General features: G+C 47.5%; 4 protein-coding genes, 6 tRNA genes and 9 rRNA genes. 1 reads left to right on the top strand and 18 read right to left on the bottom strand.

Features of this window, described 5'->3' with window-relative positions; genetic code table 11:
• Positions 1-44: 44 nt before the first annotated feature.
• Positions 45-1,325 carry a cation:proton antiporter gene (locus OCV30_RS01880; RefSeq protein ID WP_065680111.1) on the top strand — a complete coding sequence of 427 codons (1,281 nt, stop codon included), beginning with the start codon at positions 45-47 and terminating at the stop codon, positions 1,323-1,325.
• Positions 1,326-2,039: 714 nt separating this feature from the next.
• Here the strand turns inward: OCV30_RS01880 and OCV30_RS01875 are convergent.
• From OCV30_RS01875 to OCV30_RS01790, 18 genes are all read right to left on the bottom strand, one after another.
• Positions 2,040-2,116, bottom strand: a tRNA-Trp gene (locus tag OCV30_RS01875).
• Between the two features lie 34 nt (positions 2,117-2,150).
• Positions 2,151-2,227, bottom strand: a tRNA-Asp gene (locus OCV30_RS01870).
• Positions 2,228-2,294: 67 nt separating this feature from the next.
• Positions 2,295-2,410, bottom strand: a 5S ribosomal RNA gene (gene rrf / locus OCV30_RS01865).
• A 116-nt stretch (positions 2,411-2,526) separates the two neighbouring features.
• Positions 2,527-5,419 (bottom strand): 23S ribosomal RNA (locus tag OCV30_RS01860).
• A gap of 314 nt (positions 5,420-5,733) precedes the next feature.
• Positions 5,734-5,809, bottom strand: a tRNA-Ala gene (locus OCV30_RS01855).
• 21 nt (positions 5,810-5,830) lie between these two features.
• Positions 5,831-5,907 (bottom strand) — tRNA-Ile (locus OCV30_RS01850).
• A gap of 68 nt (positions 5,908-5,975) precedes the next feature.
• A 16S ribosomal RNA gene (locus OCV30_RS01845) occupies positions 5,976-7,530 on the bottom strand.
• Between the two features lie 460 nt (positions 7,531-7,990).
• Positions 7,991-8,106, bottom strand: a 5S ribosomal RNA gene (gene rrf / locus OCV30_RS01840).
• A 99-nt stretch (positions 8,107-8,205) separates the two neighbouring features.
• Positions 8,206-11,098: ribosomal RNA gene (locus tag OCV30_RS01835) — 23S ribosomal RNA — on the bottom strand.
• A gap of 314 nt (positions 11,099-11,412) precedes the next feature.
• A tRNA-Ala gene (locus tag OCV30_RS01830) sits at positions 11,413-11,488 on the bottom strand.
• Between the two features lie 21 nt (positions 11,489-11,509).
• Positions 11,510-11,586: transfer RNA gene (locus OCV30_RS01825), tRNA-Ile, on the bottom strand.
• Between the two features lie 68 nt (positions 11,587-11,654).
• Positions 11,655-13,209, bottom strand: a 16S ribosomal RNA gene (locus tag OCV30_RS01820).
• 424 nt (positions 13,210-13,633) lie between these two features.
• Positions 13,634-13,749, bottom strand: a 5S ribosomal RNA gene (gene rrf / locus OCV30_RS01815).
• A 116-nt stretch (positions 13,750-13,865) separates the two neighbouring features.
• A 23S ribosomal RNA gene (locus OCV30_RS01810) occupies positions 13,866-16,758 on the bottom strand.
• Between the two features lie 389 nt (positions 16,759-17,147).
• Positions 17,148-18,702, bottom strand: a 16S ribosomal RNA gene (locus OCV30_RS01805).
• Together the 16S, 23S and 5S rRNA genes with 6 tRNA genes alongside form the textbook arrangement of a ribosomal RNA operon.
• A 714-nt stretch (positions 18,703-19,416) precedes the next feature.
• A complete protein-coding gene (locus tag OCV30_RS01800; protein WP_065679555.1) occupies positions 19,417-20,193 on the bottom strand; it encodes a phosphoadenylyl-sulfate reductase in 777 nt (258 codons plus the stop codon).
• On the bottom strand, positions 20,186-21,913 hold the full coding sequence (cysI, locus tag OCV30_RS01795) for an assimilatory sulfite reductase (NADPH) hemoprotein subunit (protein ID WP_065679554.1): 1,728 nt from the start codon (positions 21,911-21,913) through the stop codon (positions 20,186-20,188). The genes OCV30_RS01800 and cysI overlap by 8 nt, the downstream gene beginning before the upstream one ends.
• The gene (locus tag OCV30_RS01790; protein ID WP_065679553.1) at positions 21,913-23,778 is read right to left on the bottom strand and encodes an assimilatory sulfite reductase (NADPH) flavoprotein subunit; all 1,866 of its coding nucleotides are present in this window, start codon (positions 23,776-23,778) and stop codon (positions 21,913-21,915) included. Before OCV30_RS01790 ends, cysI begins: the two co-directional genes overlap by 1 nt.
• Between the last annotated feature and the right edge of the window lie 59 nt (positions 23,779-23,837).

Raw genomic sequence — 23,837 nt, 5'->3', positions numbered from 1 at the left:
GAACGAGAATTAATATTCATATTTTGTTACATATTGGAATCCCAATGTCGGTCTATTACACCTTATGCTTCTTGTCCGCTGCAGCCATGCTTATTGCTTTCGTTAATACCAAAATTGGTAAAATGCAGACAACCATCGCCATCACAGCTGGCTCAATGATGCTATCTCTATTGATTATCATTGCGGGACAAAACAATTGGTTCCAATTGGCTGACATCGCCTCAGAAACCGTTGCCAGTATCAACTTTGAAGACTTCCTCCTAAAAGGAATACTGGGATTCTTACTTTTTGCAGGTGGTTTGGGAATTAAGTTACCTAATCTAAAAGATCAGAAATGGGAAATAACGGTACTCGCTCTTGGTGCTACACTATTTTCGACATTCTTTATTGGCTTTGTACTTTATGGGGTCTGTCAATTTATCGGTATTCAATTTGACCTAATTTATTGCTTACTGTTTGGTTCTCTAATATCTCCAACCGATCCAATAGCTGTATTAGCAATAGTGAAGAAGCTCGATGCTCCCAGACGAATCTCTACTCAAATCGAGGGAGAATCTCTATTCAACGATGGTTTTGGCCTAGTTATCTTCGTAACCCTATTTACCATTGCGTTCGGCACAGAAGCACCGACTGTAGGTAGCGTGACCATGTTATTCGTCCAAGAGGCTATTGGCGGTATCGTCTACGGATTTGTTCTAGGTTTGATATTCCACTATCTAATCAGCAACACAGATGACCACTCGATGGAGTTGCTATTAACCATCGGTATTCCTACAGCTGGTTATGCTTTTGCAGAGGTTCTTCATGTATCTGGACCATTAGCAATGGTGGTATCTGGTATCATGATAGGCAACTGGACACGCTTCATCGGATTTTCTAAGGAAAGTGAGGATCACCTAGACCATTTCTGGGAATTAATAGATGAGTTCTTAAATGGCGTACTATTCTTATTGATTGGTATGTCTATGCTGCTATTCAAGTTCCACCAAGAAGATTGGATTTTGATGGCGTTCGCAGTCCCTCTAGTATTGAGTGCACGCTATCTAAGTGTTTTCTTGTCTTATATGGGATTTAAACGCTTTAGAACTTACAACCCGTGGTCGACTAAGATTCTAACTTGGGGTGGTTTACGCGGAGGCTTAGCTCTAGCCATGGCACTTTCAATCCCTTCAGGTATCTGGGTGATTGAAGACAAGGCAATCGATGTTAAAGAGATAATCCTCGTTATGACCTATGCTGTTGTTGTGTTCTCAATATTAGTTCAAGGTTCGACAATCACTCCAATGATAGAGAAAGCGAAACAAGCTGAGAAAGAATTGGATTAACACCGAAAAATATAAACGAAGGTCGCTTAGTATAAGCGGCCTTTTTTGTACCTGTGTCCATCAACAAGCACGCCTCTCTAGCCTACAAGTTGCTCCCTTATCTCTGACCACTACTTTAGTCATGATTGCTATCTGAAATCACGACTCTTTGTCGTACCTAACGCTTCCAAACAGGCCAACAAGCAACCACCAGTTTGAGTGCATTCGAGCGAAGATAAACACAAAGCATTTACGGAATTAAATTAAGTAAAGATACATGGCCTTCTTTTCAAGTGAAGTATTTAAAGCATAATAAAGTGTAGAAAGAGAACCACGATCGAAGAGGAATTGTAATTAGAGTTAAAGCTTCGCACACCAATGTTCTAGAACCGAAACTTCTCTATAGAACACCTGATGCATTAGCAAGAAGGGTCTAGTCTTTCTACCGGGGCAGATCCTTAAATATGCCAGAGGAGGACTGAGTCGGCACTCCGGAGATTCAACCAGACTGGTAAGTTAGGAGGGCGCCTAGTTCTCCCAACATTGCTTCGAAGAAGCAACAGACGTAAAAAAGCCCTAGCATTTCTGCTGAAGCTTTGTATGTGGCAGGAGTAGAGGTTTAGACTCCCAATACGCGCTATTTTGGCAAGCCTGAGAATCCGCTGCTTTGCTAATGGCGTATAATTAGCTTCAGAAAGCAAAAAGGCCCTAGCATTTCTGCTAGAGCCTTAAATATGGCAGGGGTGGAGAGATTCGAACTCCCAACACGCGGATTTGGAATCCGCTGCTCTGCCAATTGGAGCTACACCCCTATTTCAGTTTTAAAGAGCTGAACCTCTGAATAAGTGGCGGAGTGGACGGGACTCGAACCCGCGACCCCCGGCGTGACAGGCCGGTATTCTAACCAACTGAACTACCACTCCGCAGTGGTCAACTCACTAAGTGAGCGTCCATATCTCCAGGTCGGTCAACCTAAAGATTTAATTTAAAGCCTGGCGATGTCCTACTCTCACATGGGGAAGCCCCACACTACCATCGGCGCTATTGTGTTTCACTTCTGAGTTCGGCATGGAATCAGGTGGGTCCACAATGCTATGGTCGCCAAGCAAATTTTAAAATTCGGAAAGCTGCTTCTCTATTTAATAGAGCTTTAAAAGTTTCTCTTCAAACGCATTCAAGGTCTGGTCTTTCTATTGAGTCCACAAAACCCCTTGGGTGTTGTATGGTTAAGCCTCACGGGCAATTAGTACAGGTTAGCTCAATGCCTCGCAGCACTTACACACCCTGCCTATCAACGTCGTAGTCTACGACAACCCTTTAGGACACTTATAGTGCCAGGGAAAACTCATCTCAAGGCTCGCTTCCCGCTTAGATGCTTTCAGCGGTTATCGATTCCGAACTTAGCTACCGGGCAATGCCATTGGCATGACAACCCGAACACCAGAGGTTCGTCCACTCCGGTCCTCTCGTACTAGGAGCAGCCCCTTTCAATTTTCCAACGCCCACGGCAGATAGGGACCGAACTGTCTCACGACGTTCTAAACCCAGCTCGCGTACCACTTTAAATGGCGAACAGCCATACCCTTGGGACCGACTTCAGCCCCAGGATGTGATGAGCCGACATCGAGGTGCCAAACACCGCCGTCGATATGAACTCTTGGGCGGTATCAGCCTGTTATCCCCGGAGTACCTTTTATCCGTTGAGCGATGGCCCTTCCATTCAGAACCACCGGATCACTATGACCTGCTTTCGCACCTGCTCGAATTGTCATTCTCGCAGTCAAGCGGGCTTATGCCATTGCACTAACCACACGATGTCCAACCGTGTTTAGCCCACCTTCGTGCTCCTCCGTTACTCTTTGGGAGGAGACCGCCCCAGTCAAACTACCCACCAGGCACTGTCCGTAATCCCGATTCAGGGACCAACGTTAGAACATCAAAACTACAAGGGTGGTATTTCAAGGACGACTCCACCACATCTAGCGACGCGGTTTCAAAGTCTCCCACCTATCCTACACATGTAGGTTCAATGTTCAGTGCCAAGCTGTAGTAAAGGTTCACGGGGTCTTTCCGTCTAGCCGCGGGTACACTGCATCTTCACAGCGATTTCAATTTCACTGAGTCTCGGGTGGAGACAGCGTGGCCATCATTACGCCATTCGTGCAGGTCGGAACTTACCCGACAAGGAATTTCGCTACCTTAGGACCGTTATAGTTACGGCCGCCGTTTACCGGGGCTTCGATCAAGAGCTTCGACCGAAGTCTAACCCCATCAATTAACCTTCCGGCACCGGGCAGGCGTCACACCGTATACGTCATCTTACGATTTTGCACAGTGCTGTGTTTTTAATAAACAGTTGCAGCCACCTGGTATCTGCGACTCTCGTCTGCTCCATCCGCAAGGGACTTCACTGATAAGAGCGTACCTTCTCCCGAAGTTACGGTACCATTTTGCCTAGTTCCTTCACCCGAGTTCTCTCAAGCGCCTTGGTATTCTCTACCCGACCACCTGTGTCGGTTTGGGGTACGATTCCTTACAATCTGAAGCTTAGAGGCTTTTCCTGGAAGCATGGCATCAATGACTTCACTACCGTAGTAGCTCGACATCGTATCTCAGCGTTAAGAAAGTCCGGATTTACCTAAACTTTCCGCCTACGTACTTGAACCTGGACAACCGTCGCCAGGCCCACCTAGCCTTCTCCGTCCCCCCATCGCAATTGTAAGAAGTACGGGAATATTAACCCGTTTCCCATCGACTACGCCTTTCGGCCTCGCCTTAGGAGTCGACTTACCCTGCCCCGATTAACGTTGGACAGGAACCCTTGGTCTTCCGGCGAGGGAGTTTTTCACTCCCTTTATCGTTACTCATGTCAGCATTCGCACTTCTGATACCTCCAGCAGCCCTTACAGACCACCTTCAACGGCTTACAGAACGCTCCCCTACCCCACATACCCTAAGGTACGTAGCCGCAGCTTCGGTGTATAGCTTAGCCCCGTTACATCTTCCGCGCAGGCCGACTCGACCAGTGAGCTATTACGCTTTCTTTAAATGATGGCTGCTTCTAAGCCAACATCCTGGCTGTCTGAGCCTTCCCACATCGTTTCCCACTTAGCTATACTTTGGGACCTTAGCTGGCGGTCTGGGTTGTTTCCCTCTCCACGACGGACGTTAGCACCCGCCGTGTGTCTCCCGGATAGTACTTACTGGTATTCGGAGTTTGCAAAGGGTTGGTAAGTCGGGATGACCCCCTAGCCTTAACAGTGCTCTACCCCCAGTAGTATTCGTCCGAGGCGCTACCTAAATAGCTTTCGGGGAGAACCAGCTATCTCCAGGTTTGATTGGCCTTTCACCCCTAGCCACAAGTCATCCGCTAATTTTTCAACATTAGTCGGTTCGGTCCTCCAGTTGATGTTACTCAACCTTCAACCTGCCCATGGCTAGATCACCTGGTTTCGGGTCTAATCCTAGCAACTGTACGCCCAGTTAAGACTCGGTTTCCCTACGGCTCCCCTAAACGGTTAACCTTGCTACTAAAATTAAGTCGCTGACCCATTATACAAAAGGTACGCAGTCACACCACGAAGGTGCTCCTACTGCTTGTACGTACACGGTTTCAGGTTCTATTTCACTCCCCTCACAGGGGTTCTTTTCGCCTTTCCCTCACGGTACTGGTTCACTATCGGTCAGTCAGTAGTATTTAGCCTTGGAGGATGGTCCCCCCATATTCAGACAGGATATCACGTGTCCCGCCCTACTCGTTTTCACTGATTATGATGTGTCGGTTACGGGGCTATCACCCTTTATTGCGAGACTTTCCAGACTCTTCACCTGCATCATTAAAAGCTTAAGGGCTAATCCAATTTCGCTCGCCGCTACTTTCGGAATCTCGGTTGATTTCTCTTCCTCGGGGTACTTAGATGTTTCAGTTCCCCCGGTTTGCCTCCTGTTGCTATGTATTCACAACAAGATACTTACTTATGTAAGTGGGTTTCCCCATTCAGGAATCCCAGACTCAAAAGGTTATTACTACCTAATCTGGGCTTATCGCAAGTTATTACGCCTTTCATCGCCTCTGACTGCCAAGGCATCCACCGTGTACGCTTAGTCACTTAACCATACAACCCGAAAGGGTCTTAGTGTATGGCAACTAACCAAGGTTTTTGGTTGTCATCAAGAAGGGTTAATTCCTGATAACTGTTTGCCGGACTCAATTGTGAATCAATGTAAACATTGATTCGAATACAAGACACTTGAATGTGTTTGTTGTGTTTATCTAATGAAAGATAAACATTGAGAACTTTTAAATTTGATTGAATTACTCGTAAGTAATCAATCAGTCAGCTTTCCAAATTGTTAAAGAGCTTGCTTTCGTTAGCAATAAAGCTTTCGAAACCATTTTTAAATATTTTCAGATAAAAACACTTAAAGATGGTGGAGCTATGCGGGATCGAACCGCAGACCTCCTGCGTGCAAGGCAGGCGCTCTCCCAGCTGAGCTATAGCCCCATCTTTGTTTCTAGTCGATATTGGTGGGTCTGAGTGGACTCGAACCACCGACCTCCCGCTTATCAGGCGAGCGCTCTAACCAGCTGAGCTACAGACCCAATATCGTCTCTTTTACTTTTCTAAACCTAATCAATCTGTGTGGACACTCATCGTAAGTATCTTCGTATAAGGAGGTGATCCAGCCCCAGGTTCCCCTAGGGCTACCTTGTTACGACTTCACCCCAGTCATGAACCACAAAGTGGTGAGCGTCCTCCCCGAAAGGTTAAACTACCCACTTCTTTTGCAGCCCACTCCCATGGTGTGACGGGCGGTGTGTACAAGGCCCGGGAACGTATTCACCGTGACATTCTGATTCACGATTACTAGCGATTCCGACTTCATGGAGTCGAGTTGCAGACTCCAATCCGGACTACGACGCACTTTTTGGGATTCGCTCACTATCGCTAGCTTGCTGCCCTCTGTATGCGCCATTGTAGCACGTGTGTAGCCCTACTCGTAAGGGCCATGATGACTTGACGTCGTCCCCACCTTCCTCCGGTTTATCACCGGCAGTCTCCCTGGAGTTCCCGACATTACTCGCTGGCAAACAAGGATAAGGGTTGCGCTCGTTGCGGGACTTAACCCAACATTTCACAACACGAGCTGACGACAGCCATGCAGCACCTGTCTCAGAGCTCCCGAAGGCACACCTGCGTCTCCGCTGGCTTCTCTGGATGTCAAGAGTAGGTAAGGTTCTTCGCGTTGCATCGAATTAAACCACATGCTCCACCGCTTGTGCGGGCCCCCGTCAATTCATTTGAGTTTTAATCTTGCGACCGTACTCCCCAGGCGGTCTACTTAACGCGTTAGCTCCGAAAGCCACGGCTCAAGGCCACAACCTCCAAGTAGACATCGTTTACGGCGTGGACTACCAGGGTATCTAATCCTGTTTGCTCCCCACGCTTTCGCATCTGAGTGTCAGTGTCTGTCCAGGGGGCCGCCTTCGCCACTGGTATTCCTTCAGATCTCTACGCATTTCACCGCTACACCTGAAATTCTACCCCCCTCTACAGCACTCTAGTTCACCAGTTTCAAATGCAGTTCCGAGGTTGAGCCCCGGGCTTTCACATCTGACTTAATGAACCACCTGCATGCGCTTTACGCCCAGTAATTCCGATTAACGCTCGCACCCTCCGTATTACCGCGGCTGCTGGCACGGAGTTAGCCGGTGCTTCTTCTGTTGCTAACGTCAAGATGTGCAGCTATTAACTACACACCCTTCCTCACAACTGAAAGTACTTTACAACCCGAAGGCCTTCTTCATACACGCGGCATGGCTGCATCAGGCTTTCGCCCATTGTGCAATATTCCCCACTGCTGCCTCCCGTAGGAGTCTGGACCGTGTCTCAGTTCCAGTGTGGCTGATCATCCTCTCAGACCAGCTAGGGATCGTCGCCTTGGTGAGCCATTACCTCACCAACTAGCTAATCCCACCTAGGCATATCTTGACGCGAGAGGCCCGAAGGTCCCCCTCTTTGGCCCGTAGGCATTATGCGGTATTAGCCATCGTTTCCAATGGTTATCCCCCACATCAAGGCAATTTCCTAGGCATTACTCACCCGTCCGCCGCTCGACGCCCATTAACGCACCCGAAGGATTGTTAGTGTCGTTTCCGCTCGACTTGCATGTGTTAGGCCTGCCGCCAGCGTTCAATCTGAGCCATGATCAAACTCTTCAATTTAAGATTTTGTGACTCAACGAATACTGACTTCAAAACTAATATTCATTCGAAAATGAACATGTAATTCTAAAGCTATTACCATTCCAACAGAATGGTAATGAATTGACTGTGCCGAATAACTACAAGTAGTTAAACGTATTGGTCACTCAGTTCATTGAAATCAAGTTTGTTACCGAAGTAACTGCTATTACGCTCTTTCGAAAAAGAACCAATAACGTTTTGATATTCATCAACGAGTGCCCACACAGATTGATAGGTTTAAATTGTTAAAGAGCGTGTTCTCTAAAAAGAGAACGCTTTCAGTGCCTTAGCACTTAAGCAGGACGCGTATAATACGCTTTCCACTTTGAAAGTCAACATAAAACTCTAAGAAAACTTAGAACTCTATGGTGACTTGTCTATTAAATAGACAAAGTCGAGCTTTTGTCTTCACTTTTAAAAAAGTGAAAATAAATTTAAAGCCTGGCGATGTCCTACTCTCACATGGGGAAGCCCCACACTACCATCGGCGCTATTGTGTTTCACTTCTGAGTTCGGCATGGAATCAGGTGGGTCCACAATGCTATGGTCGCCAAGCAAATTTTAAAATAATCTGGAAAACTGATTTAAAAGTCTCATCAAACTCATTCAAGCGTTTGGTATTTCTTTGAGTCCACAAAACCCCTTGGGTGTTGTATGGTTAAGCCTCACGGGCAATTAGTACAGGTTAGCTCAATGCCTCGCAGCACTTACACACCCTGCCTATCAACGTCGTAGTCTACGACAACCCTTTAGGACGCTTATAGCGTCAGGGAAAACTCATCTCAAGGCTCGCTTCCCGCTTAGATGCTTTCAGCGGTTATCGATTCCGAACTTAGCTACCGGGCAATGCCATTGGCATGACAACCCGAACACCAGAGGTTCGTCCACTCCGGTCCTCTCGTACTAGGAGCAGCCCCTTTCAATTTTCCAACGCCCACGGCAGATAGGGACCGAACTGTCTCACGACGTTCTAAACCCAGCTCGCGTACCACTTTAAATGGCGAACAGCCATACCCTTGGGACCGACTTCAGCCCCAGGATGTGATGAGCCGACATCGAGGTGCCAAACACCGCCGTCGATATGAACTCTTGGGCGGTATCAGCCTGTTATCCCCGGAGTACCTTTTATCCGTTGAGCGATGGCCCTTCCATTCAGAACCACCGGATCACTATGACCTGCTTTCGCACCTGCTCGAATTGTCATTCTCGCAGTCAAGCGGGCTTATGCCATTGCACTAACCACACGATGTCCAACCGTGTTTAGCCCACCTTCGTGCTCCTCCGTTACTCTTTGGGAGGAGACCGCCCCAGTCAAACTACCCACCAGGCACTGTCCGTAATCCCGATTCAGGGACCAACGTTAGAACATCAAAACTACAAGGGTGGTATTTCAAGGACGACTCCACCACATCTAGCGACGCGGTTTCAAAGTCTCCCACCTATCCTACACATGTAGGTTCAATGTTCAGTGCCAAGCTGTAGTAAAGGTTCACGGGGTCTTTCCGTCTAGCCGCGGGTACACTGCATCTTCACAGCGATTTCAATTTCACTGAGTCTCGGGTGGAGACAGCGTGGCCATCATTACGCCATTCGTGCAGGTCGGAACTTACCCGACAAGGAATTTCGCTACCTTAGGACCGTTATAGTTACGGCCGCCGTTTACCGGGGCTTCGATCAAGAGCTTCGACCGAAGTCTAACCCCATCAATTAACCTTCCGGCACCGGGCAGGCGTCACACCGTATACGTCATCTTACGATTTTGCACAGTGCTGTGTTTTTAATAAACAGTTGCAGCCACCTGGTATCTGCGACTCTCGTCTGCTCCATCCGCAAGGGACTTCACTGATAAGAGCGTACCTTCTCCCGAAGTTACGGTACCATTTTGCCTAGTTCCTTCACCCGAGTTCTCTCAAGCGCCTTGGTATTCTCTACCCGACCACCTGTGTCGGTTTGGGGTACGATTCCTTACAATCTGAAGCTTAGAGGCTTTTCCTGGAAGCATGGCATCAATGACTTCACTACCGTAGTAGCTCGACATCGTATCTCAGCGTTAAGAAAGTCCGGATTTACCTAAACTTTCCGCCTACGTACTTGAACCTGGACAACCGTCGCCAGGCCCACCTAGCCTTCTCCGTCCCCCCATCGCAATTGTAAGAAGTACGGGAATATTAACCCGTTTCCCATCGACTACGCCTTTCGGCCTCGCCTTAGGAGTCGACTTACCCTGCCCCGATTAACGTTGGACAGGAACCCTTGGTCTTCCGGCGAGGGAGTTTTTCACTCCCTTTATCGTTACTCATGTCAGCATTCGCACTTCTGATACCTCCAGCAGCCCTTACAGACCACCTTCAACGGCTTACAGAACGCTCCCCTACCCCACATACCCTAAGGTACGTAGCCGCAGCTTCGGTGTATAGCTTAGCCCCGTTACATCTTCCGCGCAGGCCGACTCGACCAGTGAGCTATTACGCTTTCTTTAAATGATGGCTGCTTCTAAGCCAACATCCTGGCTGTCTGAGCCTTCCCACATCGTTTCCCACTTAGCTATACTTTGGGACCTTAGCTGGCGGTCTGGGTTGTTTCCCTCTCCACGACGGACGTTAGCACCCGCCGTGTGTCTCCCGGATAGTACTTACTGGTATTCGGAGTTTGCAAAGGGTTGGTAAGTCGGGATGACCCCCTAGCCTTAACAGTGCTCTACCCCCAGTAGTATTCGTCCGAGGCGCTACCTAAATAGCTTTCGGGGAGAACCAGCTATCTCCAGGTTTGATTGGCCTTTCACCCCTAGCCACAAGTCATCCGCTAATTTTTCAACATTAGTCGGTTCGGTCCTCCAGTTGATGTTACTCAACCTTCAACCTGCCCATGGCTAGATCACCTGGTTTCGGGTCTAATCCTAGCAACTGTACGCCCAGTTAAGACTCGGTTTCCCTACGGCTCCCCTAAACGGTTAACCTTGCTACTAAAATTAAGTCGCTGACCCATTATACAAAAGGTACGCAGTCACACCACGAAGGTGCTCCTACTGCTTGTACGTACACGGTTTCAGGTTCTATTTCACTCCCCTCACAGGGGTTCTTTTCGCCTTTCCCTCACGGTACTGGTTCACTATCGGTCAGTCAGTAGTATTTAGCCTTGGAGGATGGTCCCCCCATATTCAGACAGGATATCACGTGTCCCGCCCTACTCGTTTTCACTGATTATGATGTGTCGGTTACGGGGCTATCACCCTTTATTGCGAGACTTTCCAGACTCTTCACCTGCATCATTAAAAGCTTAAGGGCTAATCCAATTTCGCTCGCCGCTACTTTCGGAATCTCGGTTGATTTCTCTTCCTCGGGGTACTTAGATGTTTCAGTTCCCCCGGTTTGCCTCCTGTTGCTATGTATTCACAACAAGATACTTACTTATGTAAGTGGGTTTCCCCATTCAGGAATCCCAGACTCAAAAGGTTATTACTACCTAATCTGGGCTTATCGCAAGTTATTACGCCTTTCATCGCCTCTGACTGCCAAGGCATCCACCGTGTACGCTTAGTCACTTAACCATACAACCCGAAAGGGTCTTAGTGTATGGCAACTAACCAAGGTTTTTGGTTGTCATCAAGAAGGGTTAATTCCTGATAACTGTTTGCCGGACTCAATTGTGAATCAATGTAAACATTGATTCGAATACAAGACACTTGAATGTGTTTGTTGTGTTTATCTAATGAAAGATAAACATTGAGAACTTTTAAATTTGATTGAATTACTCGTAAGTAATCAATCAGTCAGCTTTCCAAATTGTTAAAGAGCTTGCTTTCGTTAGCAATAAAGCTTTCGAAACCATTTTTAAATATTTTCAGATAAAAACACTTAAAGATGGTGGAGCTATGCGGGATCGAACCGCAGACCTCCTGCGTGCAAGGCAGGCGCTCTCCCAGCTGAGCTATAGCCCCATCTTTGTTTCTAGTCGATATTGGTGGGTCTGAGTGGACTCGAACCACCGACCTCCCGCTTATCAGGCGAGCGCTCTAACCAGCTGAGCTACAGACCCAATATCGTCTCTTTTACTTTTCTAAACCTAATCAATCTGTGTGGACACTCATCGTAAGTATCTTCGTATAAGGAGGTGATCCAGCCCCAGGTTCCCCTAGGGCTACCTTGTTACGACTTCACCCCAGTCATGAACCACAAAGTGGTGAGCGTCCTCCCCGAAAGGTTAAACTACCCACTTCTTTTGCAGCCCACTCCCATGGTGTGACGGGCGGTGTGTACAAGGCCCGGGAACGTATTCACCGTGACATTCTGATTCACGATTACTAGCGATTCCGACTTCATGGAGTCGAGTTGCAGACTCCAATCCGGACTACGACGCACTTTTTGGGATTCGCTCACTATCGCTAGCTTGCTGCCCTCTGTATGCGCCATTGTAGCACGTGTGTAGCCCTACTCGTAAGGGCCATGATGACTTGACGTCGTCCCCACCTTCCTCCGGTTTATCACCGGCAGTCTCCCTGGAGTTCCCGACATTACTCGCTGGCAAACAAGGATAAGGGTTGCGCTCGTTGCGGGACTTAACCCAACATTTCACAACACGAGCTGACGACAGCCATGCAGCACCTGTCTCAGAGCTCCCGAAGGCACACCTGCGTCTCCGCTGGCTTCTCTGGATGTCAAGAGTAGGTAAGGTTCTTCGCGTTGCATCGAATTAAACCACATGCTCCACCGCTTGTGCGGGCCCCCGTCAATTCATTTGAGTTTTAATCTTGCGACCGTACTCCCCAGGCGGTCTACTTAACGCGTTAGCTCCGAAAGCCACGGCTCAAGGCCACAACCTCCAAGTAGACATCGTTTACGGCGTGGACTACCAGGGTATCTAATCCTGTTTGCTCCCCACGCTTTCGCATCTGAGTGTCAGTGTCTGTCCAGGGGGCCGCCTTCGCCACTGGTATTCCTTCAGATCTCTACGCATTTCACCGCTACACCTGAAATTCTACCCCCCTCTACAGCACTCTAGTTCACCAGTTTCAAATGCAGTTCCGAGGTTGAGCCCCGGGCTTTCACATCTGACTTAATGAACCACCTGCATGCGCTTTACGCCCAGTAATTCCGATTAACGCTCGCACCCTCCGTATTACCGCGGCTGCTGGCACGGAGTTAGCCGGTGCTTCTTCTGTTGCTAACGTCAAGATGTGCAGCTATTAACTACACACCCTTCCTCACAACTGAAAGTACTTTACAACCCGAAGGCCTTCTTCATACACGCGGCATGGCTGCATCAGGCTTTCGCCCATTGTGCAATATTCCCCACTGCTGCCTCCCGTAGGAGTCTGGACCGTGTCTCAGTTCCAGTGTGGCTGATCATCCTCTCAGACCAGCTAGGGATCGTCGCCTTGGTGAGCCATTACCTCACCAACTAGCTAATCCCACCTAGGCATATCTTGACGCGAGAGGCCCGAAGGTCCCCCTCTTTGGCCCGTAGGCATTATGCGGTATTAGCCATCGTTTCCAATGGTTATCCCCCACATCAAGGCAATTTCCTAGGCATTACTCACCCGTCCGCCGCTCGACGCCCATTAACGCACCCGAAGGATTGTTAGTGTCGTTTCCGCTCGACTTGCATGTGTTAGGCCTGCCGCCAGCGTTCAATCTGAGCCATGATCAAACTCTTCAATTTAAGATTTTGTGACTCAACGAATACTGACTTCAAAACTACTATGTAATTTTAAAGCTATTACCATTCCAACAGAATGGTAATGAATTGACTGTGCCGAATAACTACAAGTAGTTAAACGTATTGGTCACTCAGTTCATTGAAATCAAGTTTGTTACCGAAGTAACTGCTATTACGCTCTTTCGAAAAAGAACCAATAACGTTTTGATATTCATCAACGAGTGCCCACACAGATTGATAGGTTTAAATTGTTAAAGAGCTTTGCTTTCAGTGCCTTAGCACGTAAGCAGGACGCGTATAATACGCTTTCCACTTTGAAAGTCAACATAAAACTCTAAGAAACTTAGAACTCTATGGTGACTTGTCTATTAAATAGACAAAGTCGAACTTTTGTCTTCACTTTTAAAAAAGTGAAAATAAATTTAAAGCCTGGCGATGTCCTACTCTCACATGGGGAAGCCCCACACTACCATCGGCGCTATTGTGTTTCACTTCTGAGTTCGGCATGGAATCAGGTGGGTCCACAATGCTATGGTCGCCAAGCAAATTTTAAAATTCGGAAAGCTGCTTCTCTATTTAATAGAGCTTTAAAAGTTTCTCTTCAAACGCATTCAAGGTCTGGTCTTTCTATTGAGTCCACAAAACCCCTTGGGTGTTGTATGGTTAAGCCTCACGGGCAATTAGTACAGGTTAGCTCAATGCCTCGCAGCACTTACACACCCTGCCTATCAACGTCGTAGTCTACGACAACCCTTTAGGACACTTATAGTGCCAGGGAAAACTCATCTCAAGGCTCGCTTCCCGCTTAGATGCTTTCAGCGGTTATCGATTCCGAACTTAGCTACCGGGCAATGCCATTGGCATGACAACCCGAACACCAGAGGTTCGTCCACTCCGGTCCTCTCGTACTAGGAGCAGCCCCTTTCAATTTTCCAACGCCCACGGCAGATAGGGACCGAACTGTCTCACGACGTTCTAAACCCAGCTCGCGTACCACTTTAAATGGCGAACAGCCATACCCTTGGGACCGACTTCAGCCCCAGGATGTGATGAGCCGACATCGAGGTGCCAAACACCGCCGTCGATATGAACTCTTGGGCGGTATCAGCCTGTTATCCCCGGAGTACCTTTTATCCGTTGAGCGATGGCCCTTCCATTCAGAACCACCGGATCACTATGACCTGCTTTCGCACCTGCTCGAATTGTCATTCTCGCAGTCAAGCGGGCTTATGCCATTGCACTAACCACACGATGTCCAACCGTGTTTAGCCCACCTTCGTGCTCCTCCGTTACTCTTTGGGAGGAGACCGCCCCAGTCAAACTACCCACCAGGCACTGTCCGTAATCCCGATTCAGGGACCAACGTTAGAACATCAAAACTACAAGGGTGGTATTTCAAGGACGACTCCACCACATCTAGCGACGCGGTTTCAAAGTCTCCCACCTATCCTACACATGTAGGTTCAATGTTCAGTGCCAAGCTGTAGTAAAGGTTCACGGGGTCTTTCCGTCTAGCCGCGGGTACACTGCATCTTCACAGCGATTTCAATTTCACTGAGTCTCGGGTGGAGACAGCGTGGCCATCATTACGCCATTCGTGCAGGTCGGAACTTACCCGACAAGGAATTTCGCTACCTTAGGACCGTTATAGTTACGGCCGCCGTTTACCGGGGCTTCGATCAAGAGCTTCGACCGAAGTCTAACCCCATCAATTAACCTTCCGGCACCGGGCAGGCGTCACACCGTATACGTCATCTTACGATTTTGCACAGTGCTGTGTTTTTAATAAACAGTTGCAGCCACCTGGTATCTGCGACTCTCGTCTGCTCCATCCGCAAGGGACTTCACTGATAAGAGCGTACCTTCTCCCGAAGTTACGGTACCATTTTGCCTAGTTCCTTCACCCGAGTTCTCTCAAGCGCCTTGGTATTCTCTACCCGACCACCTGTGTCGGTTTGGGGTACGATTCCTTACAATCTGAAGCTTAGAGGCTTTTCCTGGAAGCATGGCATCAATGACTTCACTACCGTAGTAGCTCGACATCGTATCTCAGCGTTAAGAAAGTCCGGATTTACCTAAACTTTCCGCCTACGTACTTGAACCTGGACAACCGTCGCCAGGCCCACCTAGCCTTCTCCGTCCCCCCATCGCAATTGTAAGAAGTACGGGAATATTAACCCGTTTCCCATCGACTACGCCTTTCGGCCTCGCCTTAGGAGTCGACTTACCCTGCCCCGATTAACGTTGGACAGGAACCCTTGGTCTTCCGGCGAGGGAGTTTTTCACTCCCTTTATCGTTACTCATGTCAGCATTCGCACTTCTGATACCTCCAGCAGCCCTTACAGACCACCTTCAACGGCTTACAGAACGCTCCCCTACCCCACATACCCTAAGGTACGTAGCCGCAGCTTCGGTGTATAGCTTAGCCCCGTTACATCTTCCGCGCAGGCCGACTCGACCAGTGAGCTATTACGCTTTCTTTAAATGATGGCTGCTTCTAAGCCAACATCCTGGCTGTCTGAGCCTTCCCACATCGTTTCCCACTTAGCTATACTTTGGGACCTTAGCTGGCGGTCTGGGTTGTTTCCCTCTCCACGACGGACGTTAGCACCCGCCGTGTGTCTCCCGGATAGTACTTACTGGTATTCGGAGTTTGCAAAGGGTTGGTAAGTCGGGATGACCCCCTAGCCTTAACAGTGCTCTACCCCCAGTAGTATTCGTCCGAGGCGCTACCTAAATAGCTTTCGGGGAGAACCAGCTATCTCCAGGTTTGATTGGCCTTTCACCCCTAGCCACAAGTCATCCGCTAATTTTTCAACATTAGTCGGTTCGGTCCTCCAGTTGATGTTACTCAACCTTCAACCTGCCCATGGCTAGATCACCTGGTTTCGGGTCTAATCCTAGCAACTGTACGCCCAGTTAAGACTCGGTTTCCCTACGGCTCCCCTAAACGGTTAACCTTGCTACTAAAATTAAGTCGCTGACCCATTATACAAAAGGTACGCAGTCACACCACGAAGGTGCTCCTACTGCTTGTACGTACACGGTTTCAGGTTCTATTTCACTCCCCTCACAGGGGTTCTTTTCGCCTTTCCCTCACGGTACTGGTTCACTATCGGTCAGTCAGTAGTATTTAGCCTTGGAGGATGGTCCCCCCATATTCAGACAGGATATCACGTGTCCCGCCCTACTCGTTTTCACTGATTATGATGTGTCGGTTACGGGGCTATCACCCTTTATTGCGAGACTTTCCAGACTCTTCACCTGCATCATTAAAAGCTTAAGGGCTAATCCAATTTCGCTCGCCGCTACTTTCGGAATCTCGGTTGATTTCTCTTCCTCAGGGTACTTAGATGTTTCAGTTCCCCCGGTTTGCCTCCTGTTGCTATGTATTCACAACAGGATACTTGCTTATGCAAGTGGGTTTCCCCATTCAGGAATCCCAGACTCAAAAGGTTATTACTACCTAATCTGGGCTTATCGCAAGTTATTACGCCTTTCATCGCCTCTGACTGCCAAGGCATCCACCGTGTACGCTTAGTCACTTAACCATACAACCCGAAAGGGTTTCTATTTGCTTTCACTTTAAAAAAGTGAAGACAAATAAGCGTATGGCAACTAACCAAGGTTTTTGGTTGTCATCAAGAAGGGTTAATTCTTGATAACTGTTTGCCGGACTCAATTGTGAATCAAATAAATTTGATTCGAATACAAGACACTTGAATGTGTTTGTTGTGTTTATCTAATGAAAGATAAACATTGAGAACTTTTAAATTTGATTGAATTACTCGTAAGTAAATCAATCAGTCAGCTTTCCAAATTGTTAAAGAGCATAAAGCAAAAAGCTTTAATCAATAACTTACGTTATTAATTAAAGCTCTGGCTTTAACTAAATCTAAACCATCAATCTGTGTGGACACTCATCGTAAGTATCTTCGTATAAGGAGGTGATCCAGCCCCAGGTTCCCCTAGGGCTACCTTGTTACGACTTCACCCCAGTCATGAACCACAAAGTGGTGAGCGTCCTCCCCGAAAGGTTAAACTACCCACTTCTTTTGCAGCCCACTCCCATGGTGTGACGGGCGGTGTGTACAAGGCCCGGGAACGTATTCACCGTGACATTCTGATTCACGATTACTAGCGATTCCGACTTCATGGAGTCGAGTTGCAGACTCCAATCCGGACTACGACGCACTTTTTGGGATTCGCTCACTATCGCTAGCTTGCTGCCCTCTGTATGCGCCATTGTAGCACGTGTGTAGCCCTACTCGTAAGGGCCATGATGACTTGACGTCGTCCCCACCTTCCTCCGGTTTATCACCGGCAGTCTCCCTGGAGTTCCCGACATTACTCGCTGGCAAACAAGGATAAGGGTTGCGCTCGTTGCGGGACTTAACCCAACATTTCACAACACGAGCTGACGACAGCCATGCAGCACCTGTCTCAGAGCTCCCGAAGGCACACCTGCGTCTCCGCTGGCTTCTCTGGATGTCAAGAGTAGGTAAGGTTCTTCGCGTTGCATCGAATTAAACCACATGCTCCACCGCTTGTGCGGGCCCCCGTCAATTCATTTGAGTTTTAATCTTGCGACCGTACTCCCCAGGCGGTCTACTTAACGCGTTAGCTCCGAAAGCCACGGCTCAAGGCCACAACCTCCAAGTAGACATCGTTTACGGCGTGGACTACCAGGGTATCTAATCCTGTTTGCTCCCCACGCTTTCGCATCTGAGTGTCAGTGTCTGTCCAGGGGGCCGCCTTCGCCACTGGTATTCCTTCAGATCTCTACGCATTTCACCGCTACACCTGAAATTCTACCCCCCTCTACAGCACTCTAGTTCACCAGTTTCAAATGCAGTTCCGAGGTTGAGCCCCGGGCTTTCACATCTGACTTAATGAACCACCTGCATGCGCTTTACGCCCAGTAATTCCGATTAACGCTCGCACCCTCCGTATTACCGCGGCTGCTGGCACGGAGTTAGCCGGTGCTTCTTCTGTTGCTAACGTCAAGATGTGCAGCTATTAACTACACACCCTTCCTCACAACTGAAAGTACTTTACAACCCGAAGGCCTTCTTCATACACGCGGCATGGCTGCATCAGGCTTTCGCCCATTGTGCAATATTCCCCACTGCTGCCTCCCGTAGGAGTCTGGACCGTGTCTCAGTTCCAGTGTGGCTGATCATCCTCTCAGACCAGCTAGGGATCGTCGCCTTGGTGAGCCATTACCTCACCAACTAGCTAATCCCACCTAGGCATATCTTGACGCGAGAGGCCCGAAGGTCCCCCTCTTTGGCCCGTAGGCATTATGCGGTATTAGCCATCGTTTCCAATGGTTATCCCCCACATCAAGGCAATTTCCTAGGCATTACTCACCCGTCCGCCGCTCGACGCCCATTAACGCACCCGAAGGATTGTTAGTGTCGTTTCCGCTCGACTTGCATGTGTTAGGCCTGCCGCCAGCGTTCAATCTGAGCCATGATCAAACTCTTCAATTTAAGATTTTGTGACTCAACGAATACTGACTTCAAAACTAATATTTACCGCTCTTTCGAAAAAGAACAGAAACATGTAATTCTAAAGCTATTACCATTCCAACAGAATGATAATGAATTGACTGTGCCGCTTGTTGTTTTCACTTTTTAATAAAAAGCAAAACCAAAAAGCATTCGAACTATTTCTAGCTCAGGTCACTCAGTTCATTGAAATCAATTTTGATTCCGAAGAATCTGTTTTATCCAAAGGATAAAACGTTTTGATATTCATCAACGAGTGCCCACACAGATTGATAAGTTTAAATTGTTAAAGAGCTTCTCTTCGTTGTGACTTACATCACTTCGGAAGAGGCGGCCATTCTAGCGTTTTAATTCTCAGTGTCAAACACTTTTGAAAATTAATTTCTACTTTCTAAAAGTAGAAGCGAATTATCGCTTAAAGCTAGTTGCCTTACTAACATTCTTCGCTGAAGCCTTGTGGCGTCTACCGTGTCAGTGAGGCGGCATTATAGAGATGTTCCTCACATTGGCAAGTGTTTATTAAAGAAAAATGTAAAAATAACGGTTAGATGACGAATAAACACTCAAAGCCTTATTTGTGCAAGTTTAACTACAAAGTACCTACAGAATAACCACAGACTTATCCACAATTGCTCTAATTTTCATCCTAGAAAACAAAAAAGCTGCCTTATGGCAGCTTTTTAAATGGCAATGAGTCTAAATCCCAGAGCCATATTGCTCTCCATCGTCTTCATGGAGACCACATTCTCGTTTTAGACCATTGAACCGGGTTTCTTCTTCAGTCATACCCGGTTCCCATTTCTTAGTCGTATGAGTATCTCCAACAGAAAGGTACCCCTGCTCACGAAGTGGGTGGTAACTAAGGCCATGCTCTTCCAAGTAATAGTGAACATCTTTATTTGTCCAATCTATTACTGGCAAGAACTTAAACACACCATTTTGGATAGACAAGATCGGTAGGTTTGCGCGCGATTGAGATTGCTCTCTTCTTAAACCAGAAAACCAAGTGCCAGCCTCAAGTTCATCCAGCGCTCTTCTCATCGGTTCAACTTTATTAAGTTTGTTGTACTTCTCTATCCCTTCTATACCTTGATCCCAAAGTTTGCCATATTGCGCTTCTTGCCAATTAGCGCTCTGTTGTGCGCGAAAGACTTGAAGGTTTAGAGTCAACTTCTGACTTAACTCATCTATAAAGCGATACGTTTCTGGGAATAGGTACCCGGTGTCTGTCAGAATAACTGGAATATCGGGTTTGGCTTGAGTCACTAAGTGCAACATCAATGCTGCTTGGATTCCGAAACTAGAAGACACCACATGTGTCCCTTCTAAATTGTCTAGCGCCCATTTCACTCTTTCTAATGCAGTTAGCTGTTCTAACTCAGCATTAATTTGTCCAAGACGAAGTATCTGCTCCGTCTTAGTCAATGCGAGTAGCTCTGCTAACTTCAATTTTGAAGCGACAGAATTATGCATGCAGATCCCTCTTTGAAATGATCACCTCTTCGATGATGCCAGCTCGGATTGTAAAATCACCGAACCCTTCATTATCCGTTCGTTCCGTAGCCCAACGCCCCACCAGCGAATCAATCTCTTCTAAAATCTGAGCTGACGTGATGTTCTCTTTATACATCTTAGGAATACGAGTTCCGGCTTTGTTGCCACCTAAGTGCATGTTGTAACGTCCTGGAGCCTTGCCGACCAAACCCAGTTCAGCCAACATTGCACGACCACAGCCGTTTGGACAGCCTGTAATACGAAGGATGATGTTATCTTCTTCTGGTAATCCGTGTTTCTTCAGAATGTCTTCAACATCCGTTACAAACTCAGGAAGAAAACGTTCGGCTTCTGCCATTGCTAACGGACATGTTGGGAATGCCACACACGCCATTGAGTTCTTGCGCTGCTCTGAAACGGCATCATCCATCAGACCGTATTGACGTGCCAGCTTTTCAATTTGTGCCTTTTGGCTCTTAGGTACACCTGCAACAATGAGATTTTGGTTCGCTGTCATGCGGAAGTCACCTTTGTGGATCTTCGCTATTTCAGCAACACCTGTTTTCAGCGCTTTACCCGGAAAATCAAGTAAACGGCCATTTTCGATGAATAACGCTAAGTGGTGCTTACCATCAATGCCTTCCGCCCAACCGATACGGTCGCCACGGCCAGTAAACTCATAAGGACGGCTTTCAGAAAACTCAACGCCTGCACGTTTTTCTACTTCTGCTTTGAATACATCAATACCAACACGGTCTAGTGTGTATTTGGTTTTTGCATTCTTACGGTTCGAACGGTTACCCCAGTCACGTTGTGTCGTCACAACAGCTGCCGCTACATCTAACGTTTTCTCTAATGGCACAAAACCAAAGTCGTCAGCTTTACGTGCATAAGTAGAAGTATCGCCGTGCGTCATTGCAAGACCACCGCCCACTAATACGTTAAAGCCCACCAGCTTTCCGTCTTTAGCAATCGCGATAAAGTTAAGATCGTTAGCATGAACATCTACGTCATTTTGCGGAGGAATTACAACCGTAGTCTTGAACTTACGCGGTAAGTAGTTACTACCTAAGATAGGTTCTTCATCCGTTGTTGCGAGCTTTTCACCATCTAACCAGATCTCAGCATAAGCACGAGTTTTAGGTAATAGGTGCTCACTGATCTTTTTCGCCCACTCGTAAGCTTCTTGGTGAAGCTCAGACTCAACCGGGTTTGTGGTACACAAAACATTTCGGTTTACATCACCTGCGGTCGCAATGGAATCAATACCAATACTGTTTAGTGTTTGGTGCATTAACTTAATGTTCGGCTTCAACACACCGTGGAACTGGAAAGTTTGACGAGTTGTAAGACGGATAGAACCATAAGAGGTGCTTTCATCTGCGAATTTATCAATCGCTAACCACTGCTTAGGAGTGATGATGCCGCCTGGCATACGCGCACGAAGCATTACGTTATGTAAAGGTTCTAGCTTTTGCTTGGTACGTTCATTACGAATATCACGGTCATCTTGTTGGTACATACCGTGGAAACGGATCAACTGAAAGTTATCAGCAGTAAAACCACCAGTGATACGGTCTTGAAGATCTTGTTCAATCGTACCGCGAAGGTTTTTACTTTCACGCTTCAGACGTTCATTGTCAGCCAAAGGTCCCAGTACTTGACCTAGCACTTCTTGCTCTATTACTTGCTTGCTCATTAGTACACATCCCTTTGGTAACGTTTCGCTTTACGTAAATCATTAATATATTGTTCAGCTTGCTCTCGGCTCTGATTGCCATGTTTTTCCGCTATCGTAACTAACGCTTCATGAACATCTTTTGCCATTCGAGTTGCATCGCCACATACATAGAGGTACGCGCCCTCTTGCAGCCACTGCCAAACCTGCTCTGCCTGCTCAATTAATCGGTCTTGAACATAAACCTTTTCTTTTTGATCACGACTAAACGCAACATCAAGCTTGGTTAATGCACCAGATTTAAGATACCTCTGCCATTCAACTTGATATAAGAAATCTTGAGTAAAGGTACGGTCACCAAAGAACAACCAGCTTTTACCTTCAGCGTCATTGTTTTCACGCTCTTGAACAAAACTACGGAAAGGTGCGATACCTGTACCCGGGCCAACCATGATGATTGGTGTGTTGTCGTCTTGCGGCAGTTTGAAGTTATTGTTGTTCTCTACAAACACCTTCACTTCACCACCTTCTTCAAGGCGTTGAGCTAAGAAACTTGAAGCGCCACCCAGACGAGATTCATCGCCCTTTTGGTATTCAACCAGACCAACCGTCAAGTGAACTTCTTCATCTACTTCTGCTTGGCTTGACGCAATAGAGTAGAGACGTGGAGTTAACTTACGTAGTAGGCCAATCAATTCATCAGCCGATAGCTTGGTCTTCTTCTCAGCTAAAACATCGACAACTTGAGTATTACCCGCGTATTCACGAAGCTTGTCTTTATCTTCCACCAGCTTGATTAACTTCTTGCTGCCCGATAGCTCAGCAAACTTAGTCACTAATTGAGGGTTTGAAGATGTAATCTCGAATTTACTGACGAGTGCGCTGTGGATAGATAAGTTGTCACCATCGACATCAACACTTTCGATACCAGATAACCCAACCTTAGAAAGGATCTGATTAGCGAGTTCTGAACTGTTTTCAAACCATACGCCTAGCGCATCACCCGGTTGGTAAGTAATACCCGACTCATCAAGATCAATCTCGATGTGACGAACATCTTTACCCGAATCACGACCGGTGATCTTTTGGCTCGTCAATAGTGTCGCGGAGTATGGGTTTTGTTTGGTGTATTGCGAATGACCGGCAGCCGCTTGACCTACTGGTAATTGAACCACATCGGCTTCAGTACCTGTCGATAGCGTCTCTTTTACTTGCTCTAATGCTTTAGCGCGCCATTCCGTTGCTGACTCTTCATAATCAACATCACAATCAAGACGGTCGACAAACGATTTAGCACCAAGCTTAGCGAGGAAGTTATCGAAGTCTTTAGCCGTTTGGCAGAAGAACTCATAGCTTGAGTCACCTAAACCGATCACACCGTATTGTAGATTCGATAATTTTGGCGCTTTCTTCGATTGAAGGAATTCATGCAACTCAATAGCGTTATCAGGGGCTTCGCCCTCACCATTGGTTGAAGCTACAAAAATGACGTGTGTCTCTTTGGCTAGGTTCTTACCTTTATAATCACTTGCATCGAAAAGCTCGACAGCAATCCCTAAGGCTTTCGCTTCTGCCTCAAGCGATTCAGCGACACCTTTCGCATTACCGGTTTGGGATGCGAAGATAATGCTGAGCTTACCCGCAGGTTTTGCGGCTACTGCAGCGGCTGCTTGAGCGATTGGCGCGGCGGCACCCACAGGCTGAGTTTGGCTCACACCCCAAAGGTAACCACTGACCCATGCCAGTTGTTGAGAAGATAATTCAGAAACAGTTTGCTGAAGATGACCCAATTGTTGGTCATTAAGTGGTGCTGCTAGCCCAGGTAACTCATTAGCCCCAGACTGTGCATTATTATTTTGTGAAGACTCTTTCTTATTTAAAGACATGGTCACGACATCCCTAATCATTGCGTGACGATAGATTAACCACTCCTTTTAATAACAAG

The organism is Vibrio atlanticus (genome assembly GCF_024347315.1).
GTDB classification, from domain to species: Bacteria; Pseudomonadota; Gammaproteobacteria; order Enterobacterales; family Vibrionaceae; genus Vibrio; species Vibrio atlanticus.
Note: the sequence above shows the minus strand (reverse complement) of the source record. Positions and strands in the feature narration are given on the sequence as shown.